Source organism: Sphingomonas pokkalii (genome assembly GCF_003096275.1).
Lineage (GTDB): Bacteria > Pseudomonadota > Alphaproteobacteria > Sphingomonadales > Sphingomonadaceae > Sphingomonas > Sphingomonas pokkalii.
Window position 1 is genome coordinate 2,521,723 of record NZ_QENQ01000001.1, and the last position, 19,537, is coordinate 2,541,259.

The 19,537-nt window shown below is 65.9% G+C and carries 22 protein-coding genes; 11 read left to right on the forward strand and 11 right to left on the reverse strand.

Translation table 11 applies throughout. The annotated features are described in order from the left end of the window. Positions 1 to 50: 50 nt before the first annotated feature. The 3 genes from DD559_RS11585 (at position 51) to DD559_RS11595 (ending at position 2,104) form a co-directional block, all read left to right on the forward strand. Complete coding sequence (locus DD559_RS11585) at positions 51 to 440, forward strand: GNAT family N-acetyltransferase (RefSeq protein WP_240610220.1); 390 nt, start codon at positions 51 to 53, stop codon at positions 438 to 440. Between the two features lie 126 nt (positions 441 to 566). Then, entirely contained in the window at positions 567 to 1,460 is an 894-nt protein-coding gene (locus DD559_RS11590; RefSeq protein WP_116469312.1) for a hypothetical protein, read from the forward strand. Further along, positions 1,457 to 2,104, forward strand: coding sequence for an RES family NAD+ phosphorylase (locus DD559_RS11595; protein WP_116469313.1), 648 nt, complete (start codon positions 1,457 to 1,459; stop codon positions 2,102 to 2,104). The genes DD559_RS11590 and DD559_RS11595 overlap by 4 nt, the downstream gene beginning before the upstream one ends. A 46-nt stretch (positions 2,105 to 2,150) precedes the next feature. Here the strand turns inward: DD559_RS11595 and DD559_RS11600 are convergent, their stop codons facing one another. Next, positions 2,151 to 2,948: a hypothetical protein gene (locus tag DD559_RS11600; protein WP_206364496.1), complete on the reverse strand. Its 798-nt coding sequence runs from the start codon at positions 2,946 to 2,948 to the stop codon at positions 2,151 to 2,153. A 281-nt stretch (positions 2,949 to 3,229) separates the two neighbouring features. Further along, on the reverse strand, positions 3,230 to 3,586 hold the full coding sequence (locus DD559_RS11605) for a carboxymuconolactone decarboxylase family protein (RefSeq protein ID WP_116469314.1): 357 nt from the start codon (positions 3,584 to 3,586) through the stop codon (positions 3,230 to 3,232). Positions 3,587 to 3,636: 50 nt separating this feature from the next. On the opposite strand from DD559_RS11605, the gene DD559_RS11610 reads away from it, so the two are divergent. After that, positions 3,637 to 3,966 (forward strand): ArsR/SmtB family transcription factor, encoded by a 330-nt coding sequence (locus DD559_RS11610; RefSeq protein ID WP_240610221.1) that lies wholly within the window; start codon positions 3,637 to 3,639, stop codon positions 3,964 to 3,966. Beyond that, positions 3,963 to 4,490: a rhodanese-like domain-containing protein gene (locus DD559_RS11615; protein ID WP_116469316.1), complete on the forward strand. Its 528-nt coding sequence runs from the start codon at positions 3,963 to 3,965 to the stop codon at positions 4,488 to 4,490. Before DD559_RS11610 ends, DD559_RS11615 begins: the two co-directional genes overlap by 4 nt. Before the next feature lie 66 nt (positions 4,491 to 4,556). Here the strand turns inward: DD559_RS11615 and typA are convergent, their stop codons facing one another. Both typA and DD559_RS11625 read right to left on the reverse strand, forming a co-directional pair. Then, entirely contained in the window at positions 4,557 to 6,398 is a 1,842-nt protein-coding gene (gene typA / locus DD559_RS11620; protein WP_116469317.1) for a translational GTPase TypA, read from the reverse strand. A gap of 102 nt (positions 6,399 to 6,500) precedes the next feature. Further along, positions 6,501 to 7,064 (reverse strand): DUF3237 domain-containing protein, encoded by a 564-nt coding sequence (locus DD559_RS11625; protein ID WP_116469318.1) that lies wholly within the window; start codon positions 7,062 to 7,064, stop codon positions 6,501 to 6,503. 120 nt (positions 7,065 to 7,184) lie between these two features. Here DD559_RS11625 and DD559_RS11630 point away from each other — a divergent pair, with 120 nt between their 5' ends. The 6 genes from DD559_RS11630 (at position 7,185) to DD559_RS11655 (ending at position 13,526) form a co-directional block, all read left to right on the forward strand. Next, on the forward strand, positions 7,185 to 8,393 hold the full coding sequence (locus DD559_RS11630; RefSeq protein ID WP_116469319.1) for a toxic anion resistance protein: 1,209 nt from the start codon (positions 7,185 to 7,187) through the stop codon (positions 8,391 to 8,393). A 6-nt stretch (positions 8,394 to 8,399) separates the two neighbouring features. Continuing rightward, entirely contained in the window at positions 8,400 to 9,110 is a 711-nt protein-coding gene (locus DD559_RS11635) for a hypothetical protein (RefSeq protein ID WP_116469320.1), read from the forward strand. A 100-nt stretch (positions 9,111 to 9,210) separates the two neighbouring features. After that, positions 9,211 to 11,100, forward strand: coding sequence for a M61 family metallopeptidase (locus DD559_RS11640; protein ID WP_116470870.1), 1,890 nt, complete (start codon positions 9,211 to 9,213; stop codon positions 11,098 to 11,100). A gap of 37 nt (positions 11,101 to 11,137) precedes the next feature. Beyond that, positions 11,138 to 11,677, forward strand: a complete 540-nt coding sequence (ppa, locus tag DD559_RS11645) for an inorganic diphosphatase (protein WP_116469321.1) — start codon at positions 11,138 to 11,140, stop codon at positions 11,675 to 11,677. Positions 11,678 to 11,817: 140 nt separating this feature from the next. Beyond that, positions 11,818 to 12,342, forward strand: a complete 525-nt coding sequence (locus DD559_RS11650) for a DUF1345 domain-containing protein (RefSeq protein ID WP_116470871.1) — start codon at positions 11,818 to 11,820, stop codon at positions 12,340 to 12,342. A 41-nt stretch (positions 12,343 to 12,383) separates the two neighbouring features. Further along, positions 12,384 to 13,526 carry a CehA/McbA family metallohydrolase gene (locus DD559_RS11655; RefSeq protein WP_116469322.1) on the forward strand — a complete coding sequence of 381 codons (1,143 nt, stop codon included), beginning with the start codon at positions 12,384 to 12,386 and terminating at the stop codon, positions 13,524 to 13,526. Between the two features lie 18 nt (positions 13,527 to 13,544). Here the strand turns inward: DD559_RS11655 and DD559_RS11660 are convergent, their stop codons facing one another. The 7 genes from DD559_RS11660 to ispG form a co-directional block, all read right to left on the reverse strand. Further along, positions 13,545 to 15,902: a glycoside hydrolase family 31 protein gene (locus DD559_RS11660; RefSeq protein ID WP_116469323.1), complete on the reverse strand. Its 2,358-nt coding sequence runs from the start codon at positions 15,900 to 15,902 to the stop codon at positions 13,545 to 13,547. A 56-nt stretch (positions 15,903 to 15,958) separates the two neighbouring features. Continuing rightward, on the reverse strand, positions 15,959 to 16,312 hold the full coding sequence (locus DD559_RS11665; protein WP_116469324.1) for a TfoX/Sxy family protein: 354 nt from the start codon (positions 16,310 to 16,312) through the stop codon (positions 15,959 to 15,961). Beyond that, on the reverse strand, positions 16,312 to 16,635 hold the full coding sequence (locus DD559_RS11670; RefSeq protein WP_116469325.1) for a DMT family transporter: 324 nt from the start codon (positions 16,633 to 16,635) through the stop codon (positions 16,312 to 16,314). The genes DD559_RS11665 and DD559_RS11670 overlap by 1 nt, the downstream gene beginning before the upstream one ends. Then, positions 16,635 to 17,114 (reverse strand): GNAT family N-acetyltransferase, encoded by a 480-nt coding sequence (locus tag DD559_RS11675; RefSeq protein ID WP_116469326.1) that lies wholly within the window; start codon positions 17,112 to 17,114, stop codon positions 16,635 to 16,637. The genes DD559_RS11670 and DD559_RS11675 overlap by 1 nt, the downstream gene beginning before the upstream one ends. After that, a complete protein-coding gene (locus tag DD559_RS11680) occupies positions 17,111 to 18,001 on the reverse strand; it encodes a DMT family transporter (RefSeq protein ID WP_116469327.1) in 891 nt (296 codons plus the stop codon). The genes DD559_RS11675 and DD559_RS11680 overlap by 4 nt, the downstream gene beginning before the upstream one ends. Before the next feature lie 96 nt (positions 18,002 to 18,097). Continuing rightward, positions 18,098 to 18,409 (reverse strand): hypothetical protein, encoded by a 312-nt coding sequence (locus DD559_RS11685; RefSeq protein WP_116469328.1) that lies wholly within the window; start codon positions 18,407 to 18,409, stop codon positions 18,098 to 18,100. Continuing rightward, entirely contained in the window at positions 18,406 to 19,530 is a 1,125-nt protein-coding gene (ispG, locus tag DD559_RS11690) for a flavodoxin-dependent (E)-4-hydroxy-3-methylbut-2-enyl-diphosphate synthase (protein ID WP_116469329.1), read from the reverse strand. Before ispG ends, DD559_RS11685 begins: the two co-directional genes overlap by 4 nt. Positions 19,531 to 19,537 lie beyond the last annotated feature (7 nt).

Genomic DNA, 19,537 nt, shown 5'->3' on the forward strand with positions numbered 1-19,537 from the left:
GGGCTGGACGAGCCCCAGGTGCAGGAGCTGCTCCGGCTCCACGCCGCGGGATGCTCGCCAATTCGCCCCCCGACAGCTGCCATTTCCTCGACCTGTCCGGCCTCCAGACGCCGGACATCAGCTTCTGGAGCGCGTGGGACCAGGAAGCGTTGCTCGGCATCGGCGCGCTCAAACAGCTGGACGCCGCGCATGGCGAGCTCAAATCGATGCGCACCGCCCCCGCCCATCTCGGCAAGGGCATCGGCGCCGCGATTTTGGACCATATCCTGACCACCGCCCGCACCCGCGGCCTCCGGCGCCTGAGCCTGGAAACCGGCACCGCCCCGGCGTTCGAACCGGCGCTGCGGCTCTATACACGGTACGGGTTTGCGCCGTGCGCAGCCTTTGCCGACTATCGCGACGACGATCCCCACAGCCGTTTCCTCACCCGAAGGCTATAGTCGCCCCCGCCGCGGGGGGCCGGCAGCAATGGCCTGCGCGCGCGATTCGGCGATCCGGGTTATTGCAACCGGAGCTGCGTGAATTACGTTATAGGTGCTGTAATCTCTCTGTGCTAACGAGATCGGATGTCTCCAGACACCAAGACCAGGGCGCTCGCGCCGGATGCGAGCGAGATCGAAACACATCTCGTGTCGCACCTTGTGGCAGCCATCGCCGAAAGCGCGACGCCCTTGACGCAGCACGCGATCAGCAAAGACGTGCTGGTACAGGTAAAGGCGAAAACGAAGATCAAGCGCGTCAGGCCGTATTCGGGATCTGTGCGCGGGCGTGCTGGCAGCGGGAAATTTCGCTTCGTCCGAAAGGGGGAAACCGAAAGTCTGGAAAGCCCCGAGCAGATCGAGGCGCCGGACGTTTCGGCATCGGATCTTGCGCTTGCCGTGCGCAAGGCGCTTCGCGGCACGGTGGCGGAAAGCGGCGGGCAACTGGTTCTGCTCGATCCCAATGTCCTGCGCATTGCGGAGGTCGTCGACCGTGCGCTGCCATCGGCGCGCGACCATCATTCGGAAGCGACGATCGAAAAGCTGGTCGATGCGCTGGTAGAGACGCAGGATCCGGTCGCAACCATCCGCGCGCAGATCGACACGCGGAACGCCAAAGCGCGCGTCGCCTTCATGGGCAAGTTCATGACCTATTCGGCCGAAGAGGTAACCGCGGAGTCCGGCAGCCAGGCGCGCAACCGCAGCCAGACCGCCAGCCGTTGGAAGTCGGAAGGGAAGATCTTTTCGATCCCCTGGCTGGGCCAGGAACGATTCCCTGCCTTCCAGTTCAAGGACGGCCGGCCGCTCGCGGTCATCGCGGATATCTTGCGCGCATTGCCCGACAGCATGTCCGCATGGGAGACCGCCTTCTGGTTCGTATCCACCAATGGCTGGCTCGACGGCGCAGCACCATGCGACAAGCTCGCCGACCCCAGGATTGTCGATGCCGCACGGCTTGAAGGTGAGGCGGTTATTGGATGACGGGCGGGCCAAGCACCGGGCCAGTCCCCGCCCCGCCGGCCGATCTGGAATGTAGCGGCTTCTTGCTTGCGGCGGGAACACGGCTGCACCGCATTCATGACGACCAGTTTGCGCCCTGTGCGTTCAACCCGGGATATGGCCATTCTCGCTTTGCGCCTTTCGAGGTGGGCGGCGTCAAAATCCCCACGGCCTATGCCGCAACGAACCTGGAATGCGCGGTCTATGAAACCATCTTCCATGACATCGATGCGACCGCGCCGATCAAATCGGTCCGCTGGTCTGCCCTGCAGCCGTTGCGCTACTCGATCGTGGAACTGAAGCGGGAAGTTTCGCTCGCAGCCCTGTTCTCGGCAGACCTGCTCAAATTGGGCCTGGAGCGGGGACAACTGATCGACACGCCGAAATCGACCTATCCGGCTACCCAGGCCTGGTCACCGGCGATTCACGGATCGCCGGGCGCGCATGACGGGATGATCTGGGTTTCCCGCAAATTCGATCTTGAGAAGGCAATGATGCTCTTCGGTGACAGGATCAAAGCCGCCGATTGGGAGGTTGTCGAATCGACCTGGGTCACGCGTGATCCCGAAACGTTACGCACGGTCGAGGAGCTGGCAAACCGCTCGGGCATATTGATCGCCCGCTGACCACGCCGCGCTGGCACCATGGTGCCAGCCACAGCCCTCCTGCCTCCTACTCCTCCTCCACCCCCGGCCACTCGATCACCCCGCGATAGGGCGACGCATTCTCCCCCACCCGGATGAAATGCGCCTCGGGATCGTCCTCCAGCGCGTCGGCTGCATCTTCGCCGCCGAGATCGATCTGCGCGTCCGCCGCCGCACGCCGGGCGGCGCAGGCTTCCAGTGCGGTGGCGATCGTCGCCTGCGCCTCGGCATCCAGCGTCACGCAGGCAAAATCCTCCAGCACCGCCGATGCGCGGTCGGTGCGCAGGGCGGCGCTGCCGCCGGAGCCATCGCCGGTGATCACCGTGCGCACTGTCGTGGTGCTCGCCGCCGCGGCCGCCTCGCCATCGCCATTGCCTGCCGCCGCGCGGGCGGAGAAATAGTTGATCGTGGTGCGCTTGCCATTCGCGTCCTGGCCATAATGGCGCAGGCAGAACATCAGCAGCGCATCGTTGCGCTTGCGGCGGAAGCCCATCAGCTTGCCGCGATCGAACACCGGGATCAGCTCGCCTTCGATCGCGCGGGTAAACGCTTCATCCTTCAATCGGGCCAGCCCGAAATCGAGCGCGGCATCCCAGGCGCGGCGAAAGTCCTCGGCGCCGTCCGCCCGGCGGAGCGTATAGGCGTTGGCCTGCGACATGTTCACCATATTCGCGGCCCGCCGCACCGATCCGGTATCGGCCAGCGCTTCGATGAATGCCTTTTGCCGCTCGGGCGTCCAGCCGTCATGGCGGTTCGTCTTGCGCGGCACCGGCTCGAACGCCGGCAAATCGCGCGCCTCACGCGCTACGGGAACCCGATTCTGCATCACCCCTGCTCCCCCAAATTGGCCAACCGGCAAGCCTGTACCGATTTTGGAGGCTGTAGGAAAGGATTTTGTTCTCTATTTGTTCACTACGACAGCGGAACAGGGCGATCGCACAAACCCCGTCCTTCCGCGTAGGCGGGGATCCATTGGCGCCGATGCCGCGGTTCTTTCCCCGGAACGCAAGCCGAATGGATTCCTGCCTTCGCGGGAAGGCCGGGATAGTATTGGGCGGGCACAACCTCCGACTGTCGACGGCGATTGCCCTGCCCGGCAGAGGAGGATCAGGCGGCCGCCACCCCCTCGGCGAACTGATCATAGGCCCGCAGCGCATCGGCCGCGTACATCAGCGCCGGGCCGCCGCCCATATAGACGCACATCGCCATCACCTCGGCCACTTCCGCGCGGCTGGCGCCCATCCCCACCAGCGCCTTGGCGTGGAAGCCGATGCAACCGTCGCAGCGCTGGGTGACCCCGATCGCCAGCGCGATCAGCTCCTTGGTCTTGGCGTCGATGGCCCCTTCTGCACCGGCCGCCTTCGCCATGGCGTGGAAGCCCGCCATCGTTTCGGGCGCCAGCTTCCGCAACTGCGCCGAATAGGCCGAAATGTCCTGGGTGAGCGCGCGATAATCCTTGGCCATGGGGCAACTCCCAATTGATTCACATATCTATTAATTGATATAGATGTGGAATGAAGGCAAGTCCCCCCGTGCATTCCCTGATGGAAGCGATGGCGCCCAAGGCGGCCGGCGCTGCCGCCTTGCTCTCCGGCCTGGCCAACCCCCACCGGCTGATGATCCTGTGCGCGCTGGTGGAAGGCGAACGCAACGTCGGCGCGTTGATCGCGGCAACCGGCATCGCCCCGACCTCGATGTCGCAACACCTCAATAAGCTGAAAGACGAGGGCATCGTCACCGCCCGGCGCGCGCATCGCACGCTGTTCTATTCGATCACCCACCCCGCCGCCCGTGACCTGATGGCGGTGCTCCACGCGCATTTCTGCGGAAAGGAAGAGGCATGACTGCCACCATCGACGCCCGCGAGGCGCACCGCCTGCTCGCCCGCGGCGACGCACTACTGATCGATGTGCGCGAACCAGACGAATTTCGTGCGAGCCATATCCCCTATGCCGCATCGATGCCGCTCGGCGCGCTGCCGTCGCTGCTCGCGGATGCCGTTCTACCGGCCGGTCGCCTGCTGATCTTCCAATGCCAGAAGGGCGGGCGCGGCGGCCAGGCTTGTGCGCTGGCAGAAGGGATGCTGGGCGATCGGGTGCGCAACCTCACCGGCGGGATCGAGGCCTGGGCCGCAGCCGGGCTGCCGCTGGCGGGCGCGGGCGCACCGCGTGTCTCGATCTTCCGCCAGGTGCAGATGATCGTCGGCCTGCTCGTGCTGGGCTTCACGCTGCTGGGGCTGGCGGGGTTCGCGCCGGGCTTCTACGCAGCCGGGTTCTTCGGTTTCATGCTCGCATTCGCCGGGTTCAGCGGCTGGTGTGGACTGGGGATGCTGCTGCAGCGGATGCCCTGGAACCAGGGGGCGGCCTGAGCCCTCCCCACGAAAAAGCCCCCGCCGTTGCCGGCAGGGGGCCTTTCTGCACCGCATCGGCGCGCCTCAGGCGGCCGACTTCGCCCGGCTGGCGCGCTTGCGCTCGTTCGGGTCGAGGAAGCGCTTGCGCAGGCGGATGTTCTTCGGCGTCACTTCCACCATCTCGTCGTCGTCGATGTACGCAATGGCCTGTTCCAGCGTCATCTTCTTCGGCGGAGTCAGGCGGATCGCGTCGTCCTTGCCGCCCGAAGCGCGGAAGTTGGTCAACTGCTTCGCCTTCATCGGATTGACCTCGAGGTCTTCCGTCTTGGCGTTCTCGCCGATGATCATGCCTTCATACAGCGCTTCGCCATGGCCGACGAACAGGATGCCGCGCTCTTCGAGCGGACCCAGCGCATAGCCTTGGGCTTCGCCGGCGCCGTTGGAGATCAGCACGCCGTTCTTGCGGCCTTCGATCTTGCCCTTGTACGGCCCGTACTTCTCGAACAGGCGGTTCATGATGCCGGTGCCGCGGGTGTCCGACAGGAACTCCCCGTGATAGCCGATCAGGCCGCGCGACGGTGCCGAGAAGGTGATGCGGGTCTTGCCGCCACCCGACGGACGCATGTCGGTCATCTCGGCCTTGCGCTGGTTCATCTTGTCGACGACCGTGCCGGAGAATTCTTCGTCCACGTCGATCACGACGGTTTCGTACGGCTCTTCACGGCCGTTCTCGCCTTCCTGGAACAGCACGCGCGGACGGCTGATGCCGAGCTCGAAGCCTTCGCGACGCATCGTCTCAATCAGCACGCCAAGCTGAAGCTCGCCGCGGCCGGCGACTTCGAAGCTGTCCTTGTCCTCGCTCTCGGTGATCTTGATCGCGACGTTCGATTCCGCTTCGCGGAACAGGCGGTCGCGGATCATGCGGCTGGTCACCTTGGTGCCTTCGCGGCCCGCCATCGGCGAGTCGTTGACGGCGAAGCGCATCGACAGCGTCGGCGGATCGATCGGCTGCGCCTGCAGCGGCACGCTGACCGAGGTATCCGCGATGGTGTTCGACACGGTGGCGACGGCGAGGCCGGCAAGGCTGATGATGTCGCCCGCCTTGGCTTCGTCGACCGGCACGCGGTCCAGGCCACGGAACGACAGGATCTTGGAAGCGCGACCGGTCTCGATGATCTTGCCGTCATTGTCGAGCGCGTGGATCGGCTGGTTCAGGCGCACCGTGCCGCTCTCGACACGGCCGGTGAGGATACGGCCGAGGAAGTTGTCGCGGTCGAGCAGCGTGACGAGGAACTTGAACTCCGCGTCCGGGTCCACCTTTGGCGGCGGGACATGTTCGACGATCTTTTCGAATAGCGGGGTCAGCGTGCCCTCGCGCGCATCCGGATCGGTCGAGGCATAGCCGTTACGGCCCGAGGCGTATAGCACCGGGAAGTCGAGTTGTTCGTCGGTTGCTTCGAGCGTGACAAAGAGATCGAACACTTCGTCGAGCACTTCCTGCACGCGCGAATCGGCACGGTCGATCTTGTTGACGACCACGATCGGACGCAGGCCCAGCTTCAGCGCCTTGCCGGTGACGAACTTGGTCTGCGGCATCGCGCCTTCGGACGAATCGACCAGCAGGATCACGCCGTCGACCATGCTCAGGATGCGCTCCACCTCGCCGCCGAAGTCGGCGTGGCCGGGCGTGTCGACGATGTTGATGCGGATGCTGTTCTCTTCCGTGCCGTCCGGCGACCAGTCGACCGAGGTCGGCTTGGCGAGAATCGTGATCCCGCGCTCCTTTTCGAGGTCGTTCGAGTCCATCGCACGCTCTTCGACGCGCTGGTTGTCACGGAAGGTGCCGGACTGGCGGAAGAGCTGGTCGACGAGGGTGGTCTTGCCATGGTCGACGTGCGCGATGATCGCGACGTTGCGGAGATTCATGCGATTTCCTGATTGGCGCGGAAGCGCGCGTTCGGGCGGCCCCATAGCGGAATTTGTGCGCCGCGGGAAGGCCCCCCGCCAACAGCGATGTCCCGGTTCGGTCTAGGCGATCCGATAGACCGTGATTCGCACGGCCGGGCCGGAACCGGGAGGCGGCGCGCCGATCGTGCCCGTGAACACCGATTGGTTCAACCAGCCATGCGGCCCTTCCGGCACCTCGAACCAGGGAATCGTGCGCAGATAGGGCCGCGCCGGATCGCGACTGATCAGCCCCTTGTTGATGACGTGGATCAGCGTGCCGTCCTCCGCCTGCATCATATAATCGGCATAAACGTCGAGGCAGCCGTCCGGCCGCTCCAGTTGCCAGTCCATGCCGCCGGGCAGCACCTTACCGCGGATCCGCGGCCCTTCGAAGGTACCACCGGTAATCGGAATGCGATTGCGCGTGCCATAGGGGGTCTTGCCCACCGGAGTGGCGGGCGCCAGCGTTACAATCGCTTCATAGGCGAATTCCAGCGGCAGGCTGTGCAGCCGCTCGGGTCCGGCGCCTTGCGCCAGTGCGCGATCCGCACCGCCGGCGGCAAGGCCGATCGCGCCCAATGTGCCGAGAAGCTCGCGCCGCGCGACCCCACCCATATCGCTCTCCCGCATAACAAGTACCGTCATAAGCGCCAGGCAGCGCGCCGGAATCAAGTTGAATCCCGCAGTGTGGTATCTACATGACACGCTTGCGGGACGCCCGCTTCGCCTGCATGGTTGCGGCACGGAGTTGGAGAGAGAGTGACGATGGCGACGGAAACTGCGACGGCCGATCAGAACCTGGTGCTGACGCCCCCCGATCCCGTTCCGGTTGTGGCGCCGGAAAAGGCTGCCGGACTCGTGCCCGTGGAAGACACCAAGAAGACCGAACTCGACAAGCGCGTCGACGGCTTCATCGACGATCTGATCGCGCAGGACGTGAACTCGCCGGAGTTCGGCAAGCGCGTCGATGCGATCGCGGCGATGGGCCAGAAGGAAATCCGCGACGCCGCTGGCCAGTCGAACCGCTTCCTCGATCGCCCGGTCCGCGCGATGGGCAGCGACGGCGGCGTCGGCGCCGACCTGCTGGCGCTGCGCAAGACGGTGGAGGAGCTCGATCCCTCGCGCAACGGCAAGCTGATCGGCGGCAAGGACGGTTTCCTGTCGAAGCTCTTCGGCGGCGGCGGCGGGCTCACCCAGTATTTCCGCAAGTACCAGTCGTCGCAGAGCCACATCAACGCGGTGCTCAAGAGCCTGGCCAACGGCAAGGACGAGCTGCTGCAGGACAATGCCGCGATCGCCACCGAGCGCGCCAATCTGTGGAACGCGATGGGGCGCCTGGAGCAGATGATCTATCTCTCCAAGGCGATGGACGCGAAGCTCGAGGACAAGGCCAACGAGCTGGATCACACCGATCCCGCCAAGGCCAAGGCGATCCGCGAGACCGCGCTCTTCTATGTCCGCCAGCGCACCCAGGATCTGCTCACCCAGATGGCGGTGACGGTGCAGGGCTATCTCGCGCTCGATCTGGTCAAGAAGAACAATGTCGAGCTGATCAAGGGCGTCGACCGCGCCTCGACCACCACCGTCTCGGCACTGCGCACCGCGGTGACCGTCGCGCAGGCGCTCAACAACCAGAAGCTGGTGCTCGACCAGATCACCGCGCTCAACACCACGACGGCCAACCTGATCGAATCGACCGGCCAGCTGCTCAAGAGCCAGACCGCGGCGATCCACGAACAGGCGGCGAGCGCGACGATTCCCGTCGAGACGCTGCAGCGCGCCTTCCAGAACATCTATGACACGATGGACGCGATCGACACCTTCAAGCTGAAGGCGCTCGACAGCATGAAGGTGACCGTCAACACGCTGTCGAACGAAGTCGAGAAGTCGAAGGGCTATATCGCCCGCGCCGAGGGCGCCGAGCAGAACCGCCTGAGCGGCCCGGCCGACGGCTTCAAGCTGGAGGCGATGTAAGCCGCGATGCCGAGTGACGTGGACCGCCTGCTCGCCCGCGGCGAGGAACTGATCGAGCGTTCGCGCGCCCGCACCGAAGGCGCGCTCGCCACCCGCACGCGCAAGCGGCGCGAGGCGGAGATCCTCGCCCGGCTCGGCCGGATCGCGGCGGCGGATGCAGTGATCATCCTCGCCGCGATCGTCATCGGCATGTTCGTGCCGCTTGGCATGTTCGGTGCGCTGGCGGTGATGGCGCTGCTGATCCTGGCGACGTTCGTCTTCGCCTCGCTGCCCGTCACCAGCGCGCCGCGCGTCGAGCAGTTGGTGCAGGTGCCGCTCAAGGCGCTGCCCGCCACCACCGAGCGCTGGCTGGAAACGCAGCGGCTGGCCCTGCCCGCCCCCGCCCGCACGCTGGTCGATTCGATCGGGGTGAAGCTGGAGACGCTGGCGCCGCAACTCGCGCGGCTGGACGAAAGCTCGCCCGCTGCCAACGAAGTCCGCAAGCTGATCGGCGAACAGCTGCCGGAACTCGTCAATGGCTATGGCCGCGTGCCGGCGCCGCTGCGTGCCGTGCCCCGCAACGGCCTTACCCCGGATCAGCAGCTCGCGCAGGGCCTGCAGGTGATCGACGAGGAAATCGCCGAGATGACGGCGCAGCTTGCGCAAGGCGACCTCGATGCGCTGGCGACGCGCGGCCATTTCCTCCAGATCAAGTACAAGGACGACGAACTGGGCTGAGCCTTTTCACCCCTTGCCCCTGGGACATTCCCGAGCAACAATGTTACGCGATCCGGGCGCTTTCTTGCTCGTGAGAAGCACATAAAAGGGGCCGTTGCCGATGTTTCGCGCCATATCGTTCGCCAGCCTTTTGCTGGCCACCACCACGCCTGTGCTGGCGCAGAATTCGGCGCCCCAGCCGGTACCGATCGTCGAAACGATTCCAGCCGCGCGGGACATTCCCTATCCCGGAACGATCAAGCTCGATGTCGACGCGACCGACACGCTGCGCGGCATCTTCCGGGTGCGGGAGACGATCCCGGTCGCCAAGTCCGGTCGCGTCACCCTGCTCTTCCCCGAATGGCTGCCCGGCAAGCACGGCCCGCGCGGCGAGATCGAGAAGCTGGCGGGACTGCAGATCCGCGCCGGCGGCAAGCGCCTGCCCTGGACGCGGGATGCGGTGGACATGTTCGCCTTCCATATCGATGTGCCGAACGGCGCCAAGCAGATCGACATGGAGTTCCAGTTCGTCTCCGCGACCGAGGGCGACCAGGGCCGCATCGTCATGACGCCGGAGATGATGAGCCTGCAGTTCAATTCGCTCAGCCTCTATCCGGCCGGGTATTTCACCCGACGCATCCCGATCCAGGCGACAGTGAAATATCCCGAAGGATGGAGCGCCGCCGGGGCGGTTCCGGCCAAGGCTACCGGCTCCACCTATGCCTATGCGGCAACCAGCTACGAGATCCTGATGGATTCGCCGGTGATCGCCGGCCGCTATTACCGCAAGTTCCCGCTGACCGAGCGGGTGACGCTGGATGTCGTCGCCGACAGCGCCGAGGAACTGGATGCCAAGCCGGAACAGATCGCTGCGCACAAGCGGCTGGTCGAACAGGCAGTGAAGACGTTCGGCGCGCAGCATTATGATCACTATCATTTCCTGCTGTCGATCAGCGACAAGCTGGGCGGCATCGGGCTGGAGCATCACCGCAGTTCGGAAAACGGCGTACGGCCCGGTTATTTCACAAAATGGGCCGAGCAGGCGAGCGCACGCAATCTGCTGCCACACGAATTCACCCATAGCTGGGACGGCAAATATCGCCGCGGCGCGGAACTCTGGACCCCGGATTTCCGGATGCCGATGCGCGACCAGTCGTTGTGGGTGTATGAAGGCCAGACGCAGTTCTGGGGCTATGTCTTCCAGGCCCGGTCGGGTCTGGTATCCAAGGAAGAGACGCTGGAAGGCTATGCCGGCATCATGGCAGCGCTCGATACCCGGGCCGGTCGCCAATGGCGCCCGCTGATCGATACGACCAACGATCCGATCATCACCCCGCGGGCGCCGAAGGGATGGACCAGCTGGCAGCGTTCGGAAGATTATTACAACGAAGGCCTGCTGGTCTGGATGGAAGTCGATTCGATCCTGCGCGAACAGAGCAAGGGCACCAAATCGATCGACGATTTCGCGCGCATCTTCTTCGGCGGCCGCGACGGCGATTTCGGTGAAGTCACCTTCACGTTCGACGATGTCGTGAAGACGCTGGAGGGAATCCAGCCCTATGAATGGCGCAAACTGCTCACCGCGCGCCTGCATGAGGTTTCGGACCGCGCGCCGCTGAAGGGTTTCGAACGGAACGGCTACAAGCTCGTCTACACCGATGTGCCGAACAAGATGACGCGATCCGGCACCACGGATCTCAGCTATTCCCTGGGCCTGGCGCTCGGCAAGAGCGGGATCACGGGCGTTGCCTGGGACAGCCCGGCGTTCAAGGCCGGCATCACCATTGCCGACGAAATCGTTGCCGTGAACGGCCGCGCCTATTCGAGCGAGTCGCTTGTCGAGGCGATCAAGGCGGCGAAGGGCACCAAGGTACCGGTCCAGTTAACCCTGAAACGGGACGATCGTTACCGAGAGGTTAGCATCGACTATCATGACGGGCTGCGCTATCCGCACCTCGTCAAGACGGTCGAAGGAGAGGCTGGCCTCGACAAGCTGCTCCAACCCCGCTGAGACGGGGGGAAAGCCAACCAATAGGTCTAGGGAAACCATGCGCATCGATCTGATTCCTGTCGGGGACGATCCCCCCAACAACCTGAACGTCGTCATCGAAGTGCCGGTCGGCGGCGAGCCGGTGAAGTATGAGTTCGACAAGGCGAGCGGCGCGCTGTTCGTCGATCGCATCCTGCACACGCCGATGCGCTATCCGGCCAACTATGGCTTCGTACCGCACACGCTGTCGCCCGACGGCGACCCGCTCGACGCGCTCGTCATCGCCCGCTCGCCCTTCGTGCCGGGCTGCGTGGTGCGTGCGCGCCCGATCGCGGTGCTGAAGCTGGAAGACGAAGCCGGCGGCGACGAGAAGCTGGTCTGCGTGCCGGTCGACAGCACCTTCCCTTATTATTCGGACGTCGGCGAGCGTTCTGACCTTCCCTCGATCGTGCTGCAGCAGATCGAGCATTTCTTCACCCACTATAAGGACCTGGAGTCCGAAAAGTGGGTGCGGATCGGCAACTGGGGCGATGCCGCCGAAGCGCGCCAGATCGTCCTCGAGGCGATCGAGGCCGCGAAGAAGGCCAAGGCCGCCTGAGCCAGAACGTGCGGCGGCGCGGGGCCCGACCCCGAGGGGTCGGCAACGTCCTCGCGCCGCCGCGCTTTCTCGCCTTCGCCGCGACGACGATCGCGGCAGGGCTGTTCCTGGTGCCGCAACTCGGCATCCGCGCCGGCGCGATGCTCGCCTTCGATATCGGCGCAGCGCTGTTCCTCGCACTCTGCGTGCCGATGCTGAAGCACCAGTCCGATGCGATGCGGCGTTCGGCGTGCAACAACGATGCGAACCGGCTGGTGCTGCTGGGCATCACCGGCGCCGTCACCATCATCATCCTGATCGCGATCGCCAGCGAGCTGATGGCGCGCAAGGCGCCCCAGCCCGCGCAGCTCGCGCTGATCATCGGCACGCTCGCGCTCAGCTGGACGTTCAGCAACGCCGTCTATGCGCTGCATTATGCGCACCTCTTCTACAGCGAAGCACCGGGCGGCCGCGACAAGGGCGGGCTGGAATTTCCCAAGACGCCCGAGCCCAATTACTGGGACTTCCTCTATTTCGCCTTCTGCCTGGGCATGACCTTCCAGACCAGCGACGTCTCGATCACGACGCGGCAGCTGCGCCGGGTGGTGACGCTGCACTGTCTGGCCGCTTTCGTGTTCAACCTGGGCGTGGTGGCCTTCACGATCAACGTTCTCGGCGGTAGTTGAGCGGCAGGGCATCCGCCCGAACCCAGCCTGCCGGAGAATCCATGTTCCGTGTCGCCGCCCTCGCGCTTGCCGTGCTACTTGCGCCTGCTGCCTCCGCCCAGACCAATGACAAGTTCGTCGTCGCCAGCCTGACCGACGGCGTGTGGATGAAGGGCGACCTGCACGTCCACTCGCGGCACAGCAAGGATTCGACCAACCACAGCGAGGCGCGGATCATCGCCGATGCCGAACGTGCCGGCTTCGACTTCCTGCTGATCAGCGACCATGACAACCATGTGAACGGCGACACCGCGCACCACACCTGGAGCGACCCGGAATTCCATTCGGACAAGCTGCTGCTGCTCTACGGCGCGGAATGGACGACCGTGCGCGGCCATGCCGTGATCCTCTCGGCCAAGCCCTATGACCACCAGAAGCTGTTCGACATCCGCGATGCCCGCGATGTGGCGGTGCAGAAGGTGAAGGACGGCCTTGGCGTGCACCTTTCGGCCAACCACCCGACCAACAAGGACCATTTCGGCTATTCCTACGACATGGTCGATTCGCTGGAGGTGTGGAACACCGTCCGCTGGGCACCGAACAAGACCAACCTGATGGTGTGGGACGACATGCTGAGTTCGGGCCGAAAGATCGGCGCGCGGGGCGGCAGCGATTCGCACCATGGCACGGTCCCGGGCAGCACCGCGCCCCAGGCGCTGGAGGCGACCGCCAACAATATCGGCACGCCGACCACCTGGGTGTTCGCGCCCGCCCGCACCCGCGAGGCGGTGATCGCCGCGATCGGCCGCGGCCGCGCCTCGATCAGCGCCAACCCCTATGCCCCGCGCGTCGAGCTGACCGCGGACGTGAACGGCGACGGCAAGGCCGACATGATGATGGGTGACAATGCCAAGGCGCCTGCCGGCCCCGTGCGCTTTACCGTGCGCCTCTCGGGCAAGCGCGAGGCAGGGACGTATCGCGTCCGCGTCATCAAGAACGCCGGCGAACTCGCAACCCTCGACATCGGCGCGGACGGCACGCTGGGCTTTACCGACACGCCCGAGGCCAAGGGCCGCAGCTATTACCGGGTCGAAGTGGAAGGCCCGCAGACGCCCTATCCGGGCGTGGACAATTTCCAGAAGGTCGCCGGGCCGATGGTCGCGATCTCCAACCCGATCTTCTTCAACTTCGACCCGAATTTCTGAAGGGGCGTGGTGGCGCCGTTACAGCGCCACCACCACCTGCCTGCCGTCATAGACGATCTCGCGGCCCGGCGCTTCGGCAAGGCCGGTTCCCGCGCCCGGCGCGACCGTCACCACCCGGAAGCGCCGCGTCTTCGCCATGCCGGGATAGCGGCCCTCGCGCGCGCCGATCGTCAGCGTGCCCGCCTTGTCGTTCAGCACCAGGTCGATCGTGGCCCGCTCGCCGCGCTTCCAGCCCTGGCCATCCCCGGCATCGTCATACAGGGTGAAGCGGCCATCGGCGCCGCGATAGACGCGCAGCTCGATCGGACGGTCGGGGGACTGGGCGGCATAGTGCACCGGCGATCCGAGCGGCAGGATCGTCCCCGCCGCCACCTGCACCGGAATCTGCCCGATCGGTGCGGCGACCTGGATCCGCGCGCCGCCCGCATGGCGCGCACCGCTCCAGAAATCGATCCAGTCGGTGCCCGCCGGCAAATAGACCGCGCGCGCGGTCGCGCCCTGCTCGATCACCGGGCTCACCAGCAGGTTGCGGCCGAACAGATACTGGTCGCGCAGGTCCTGCGCCTTGGCGTCGTTCGGGAACACCATCCCCGCCGGATAGAGGAACGAAGCGCCATGCGCCGCCACTTGCCAGCTCTGCGCGTAGATAAAAGGTAGCAGCCGGTAGCGCAGCGCCACCGCGTCGAGCAGCGGCTGGCGGACGCTTTCGGGGAAGCTGTAGACCTCCTTGCCGTCGCCGGTGCCGTGGATGCGGAACATCGGGTTGAACACGGCGAACTGCAGCCAGCGGGTGAACAGCTCCTGATAGGCGGGATCCTTGGGGCTGCCGCCGAAGAAGCCGCCGATATCCGCCGACCAGAAGGGATTGCCGGTCATCGAGAAATTGACGCCCGCCGGGATCTGCCTGGCGAACACGTCCCACCGCCCGCTCACATCGCCCGACCAAGTGAAGGCGCCGTTGCGTTGCTGCCCTGCCCAGGCCGAACGGGTGAGTAACAGCGGTCGCTTGCCAGCATAATCGGCTGCCATGCCGTCATGCACCGCGGTGGTATGCATCAGCGGATAGGCATTGAAGAGCTGCGCACCCGGCCCCGCGGCCGTATTCACCTCGGCCATTTCGCCCCAATGGCCGCCAAGTTCCGCCTCGCTTCCGTCGAGCCAGTAGCCGTCGAATCCCGCCTTCCCCAGACGATCGGAGATCTGCCGCCAGTACAGCGCGCGGGCCTTGGACGAGAAGGCATCGTACCAGCGGCCTTCACCGGCGGGGTACACGTTCGGGTAGGTCTTTGGGTACAGGCCGCCGATCGCATCGAGCGCCTTGCTATTCTCCAGCCCCAGATCGAATCGCGGCCAGACCGATACGATGCTGTGCAGATTCTGCCGGTGCAGCGTATCGAGCATCGCCTTGGGATCCGGGAAGCGGCTTGCATCCATCTCGTGGCTGCCCCAGCGGCCGGCCGGCCAATATTGCCAGTCCTGCACGACCGCATCGAGGGGAATGCCCAGCCGGCGATACTCGGCCGCCACGCCGAGCAGTTCGGCCTGCGAGCCATAGCGTTCCTTCGACTGCCACAGCCCCCAGGCCCAGCGCGGCAGCAGCGAGGCAGCGCCGGTGAGCTGGCGATAGGCGCCGATCACCTGGTCGACGTCCGGCCCCGCGAACAGGAAATAGTCGACGCCCTCGCCCGCCTGCGACCGGAAGACGATGCGGTTGCCCGCCTGCGGGGTATCCACCGCGACCTCGGTGACCGCGGCATTGTTCCAGAACAGCCCGAACCCGGCGGGCGAGACCAGCACCGGCACGCCGACATCGGTGTTCGCCTGCTGCAGCCGGACGATCGTACCACGATAATCGAGCAGGCCCGCCTGATGCTGGCCGAGGCCATAGACGGCGCGTCCTTCGGGAGCCGCGAAAACGAGCTGGACGGCACCATCAGCGGCGGGCGTACCGCCGAGGCGCCGTCGATAGAGATCGGTCTCGGCGACCAGCGGCTTCCCGTCGGCGCCAAGCAGCGCCACCGCGCCGGTCTTGCGATCGACGCTGATCCGCATCGCCGGAGTGGCCAGCAGATAACGTTCCGGCTGCTGGTCAAGCGTCCATGCCACCTTGGCCGGCTGGCCAACCAGCGCGAGATCCGGCGTCCGCTCTGCCCCTTCGCGCAGCATCGAGACGCGAAGGATATGATCGCCCCAGACGGTGAGCGCCAGCACGCCCTGCGCGGTGCGGAAGGTGGCCCCCGTCGAGTTCTGCGCGAGCAGCGTCGCGCCCTCGGCGGTGGCAGCCTGAAGCGGCACGGCCTGCGCGAAAAAACTCGGCGCAATGGTCGCGGTAAGTGCTGCGCCAAACAGCAGAAGCGACTTGGCTTTCATGGACATTCTCTCCCCTGACGCTACCGTCTTGCTGCATTCTTGTCAGACAATATGGGGAGCGCCTAGTCCTTTTTCCGCGCCTTGCGCGGTGGCGCCCGCAACCCGGCCGCTATCGCCAGCCGCGCCCACTCACGTAGCGCATCGGCATCGTCATAGGCCTCGGCGGGCGCGCGGCGATAGTGCATCACCATCGTGCGGCCCTTGGCATCATAGGTGAAGCGATCGGCGCCGGCGGCGTCCCAGGCGGCATCGCTCTCCGCATCGGCCTTGAACCAGAGTTCGTCGAAGGCGAGAATCGCGAACACCGTGCCGTCACAATAGAGCGTCGCCCCGCCCATCATCCTGCGCATCGTCACCGTGCCGATCGGGGCCAGCGCCTCGCGCACCCATTCGACCAGCCCGGTGTCGAGCGCCATCAGTGGCCGCCGCCTGCCAGCCGCAGCCCGGCGATGCAGCCGACCAGGCCGACGATCAGCAGGATACGCACCCCGCTCACCGGCTCGCCGAACCAGAGCATGCCGACGATCACCGTGCCGAGCGCACCGATCCCACCCCACACGGCGTAGGCCGTCCCCAGCGGCACCGTGCGCGAGGCCATTTCGAGCAGCGCCATCGAAACCGCGATGAAGGCGAGGAAAGCCAGCGTCCAGGGAATGTTGCGGAACCCCTCGGTGAAGCGCATGCAGGTGGTGAAGCCCACTTCGCACAGCCCGCCGAGCAGCAGATAGATCCAGCCCATCAGCGACCGGCCAGCGCCCGAAGTGCGTCGCCGGTCACCCGCTGCACCGTCCATTCGTCCATGCCGACTGCCCCCATCGCGCGGTAGAAATCGATCGCCGGCTGGTTCCAATCGAGGACCGACCATTCGAACCTGCCATAACCGCGTTCCACCGCGATATCGGCCAAATGCCGCAGAAGCGCCTTGCCGACCCCCGCCCCACGCGCGGCCGGCGTAACGTACAGGTCTTCCAGATACATGCCCGGCAGCCCCGTCCAGGTGGAGAAGTTCTGGAAGAACAGCGCGAAGCCCAGCGGCGCGCCGTCGGCGCCTTCGGCGATCACCGCCTCGGCAGCGGGGCGGGGGCCGAACAGCGCCGCTTCCAGCATTGCCTCGGTCGCCACCACCGCGTCAGGCTCCCGTTCGAAGGCCGCGAGTTCGCGAACGAAGGCGATAATCTGCGGCACATCGGCGGCCGTTGCGAAACGAATATGTGTCATGCTCCAGCCTCGGTCTGTGGAGCGGGTGCCACGCGGCCACGGATCGCGAGCAGACAGCCCAGGATGATGAGCAGCGCGCCGCCGACCGTCCAGGCCGAGACCCGTTCGTCGAACACGACATAGCCGAGCAGCGCTGCCCAAACGAAAGCGGTATACTCCACCGGAGCCAGCACCTGCGCCTCGGCAAGGCCATAGGCCCAGGCGAGCAGCACCGCAGAAACCGATCCGACCAGCGCCGCCCCGAGAATCCACGGCCAGATCGCCAGGTCCGGCATCGCGGAAAACCAGGGCGCGCCCGGGAGCAGCAGCAGCGTCAGCACGATACTGGTGAACAGCGCCACTTCGATGGGATCGGCGATCTGGGCCTGGCGCCGCAACATGATCAGGCTACCGGCATACAGGATCGAAGCGGCGAAGACCGCGACCGAGCCGAGCACGACATCGGTCGAGGCGTTGGCCTGTGCCTGTCCGGCCGCGATCGCGAGCACCCCCAGGCTGGCGACCATCGATCCCCCGATCGCGGCGCGGCGGATCGTTTCGCCAAGAAAGGCGGCGGCCAGAAACAGGGCGATCAGCGGGGCCAGGAAGGTAAGCGCAACGCCCTGCGCCATGGTGACCCGCACCAACCCCCAGAAAAACAGCACCACCGAACTGCCCGCAAGCACGCCGCGCCCGAGATGCAGCCCCAACGCCTGCCGGCTGGGCCATGGCGTACGCCGCATCAGAAAGATGGGGCCGAGCAGCACGATCGCCCCAACCGATCGCCAAAGCACCGCGCTGTACGCGCCGTGCGCGATCGACATGCCCTTCATCACCGCGTCCATCAGCGAATAATTGGCAATGCCGATAGCGGCTACGGCAAAGGCGAAAGCAGGCGACCGTTTCATACCCGCCGGTTAACGGCATCGGCCAGCGTTGGCGAGGGGCGCGCAAAGTTTAGCGCCGGGTACCGTGCCGCGCGCCCTCGAGAACCGGCCGCGCGCTTACCGGATATGTCGGGCGCGAATCGCGCCGACCAGCAGGTCGTCCAGCAGCGCCAGCATTGCGCCCGCGGCAAGAATCGCTACGGCCGCAGCGACGAGCAACGGCGCGCGATCGCCCCCCTGCATCGCCAGCGCCACAAGCCGCAACGCCGGTACCAGCAATGCCGCCGCCACCCCGCGCCGCAGCCAGCGCGCGATCCACCCGGTCCATCCCTGGCGGCCGCCCAGCCGAAGCGCGACAAGACGGGCGAGGAACAATGCCGCCACCACCGCGCCCGCGTCGATCAGCGCGGCATTGGGTTCGGGGTTCACTCCGCCGCTTGGGGCGTCGCGGCGTTCGCGGCTTCGATCTCGGCGGCCTTGGCCTCGACGAGCTTGACGATGTGATCGAGCATGTCGGCATCCTCGACCGTATGGTCGGTCAGGCCCGACAGATAGACCATGTGCTTGCCGTTGCCGCCGCCGGTGAGGCCGATATCGGTCTCGCGCGCCTCGCCGGGGCCGTTGACGACGCAGCCGAGCACCGAGAGCGACAGCGGCGTGCGGATGTGCTGGAGCCGTTCTTCCAGCGCCTGCACGGTGCGGATCACGTCGAAGCCCTGCCGCGCGCAGCTGGGGCAGGAGACGACGCGCACGCCGCGATTACGGATGCCGAGCGCCTTGAGGATCTCGAAGCCGACGCGCACTTCCTCCTCGGGCTCGGCCGAGAGGCTGACGCGGATCGTATCGCCGATGCCGAACCACAAGAGCGAGCCGATGCCGATCGCCGACTTGACCGTGCCGCCGACGAACCCGCCCGCTTCGGTGATGCCCAGGTGCAGCGGGCAATCGACCGCGTCGGCCAGCTGCTGATAGGCGGCGACCGCGAGGAACACGTCGCTCGCCTTCACCGCCACCTTGAATTCGTGGAAGTCGCGGTCCTGCAGCAGCTTTATATGGTCGAGCGCGGATTCGACCAGCGCCTCCGGGCAGGGCTCGCCGTACTTTTCCAGCAGGTCCTTCTCCAGGCTGCCGGCATTGACGCCGATGCGGATCGCAGCGCCGTTCGCCTTGGCGGCGTTGACCACCTCGTTCACCCGATCGGCCGAGCCGATATTGCCGGGATTGATGCGCAGGCAGGCGGCGCCGGCGTCGGCGGCTTCCAGCGCGCGCTTGTAGTGGAAATGGATGTCGGCGACGATCGGCACGCGCGCGGCGCGGACGATCTGCTTGAGGGCCGCAGTGCTCTCCACGTCCGGGCAGGAGACGCGGATGATGTCCGCGCCGGCTTCCTCGCAGCGGCGGATCTGGTCGATCGTCGCCTTCACGTCGGAGGTGGCGGTGTTGGTCATGGTCTGCACCGTCACCGGCGCATCGCCGCCAACGGGCACGTTGCCCACCATGATCTGACGGCTTTGCCGCCGGACGATATCGCGCCAGGGTCGTACGGACATGGGCCGC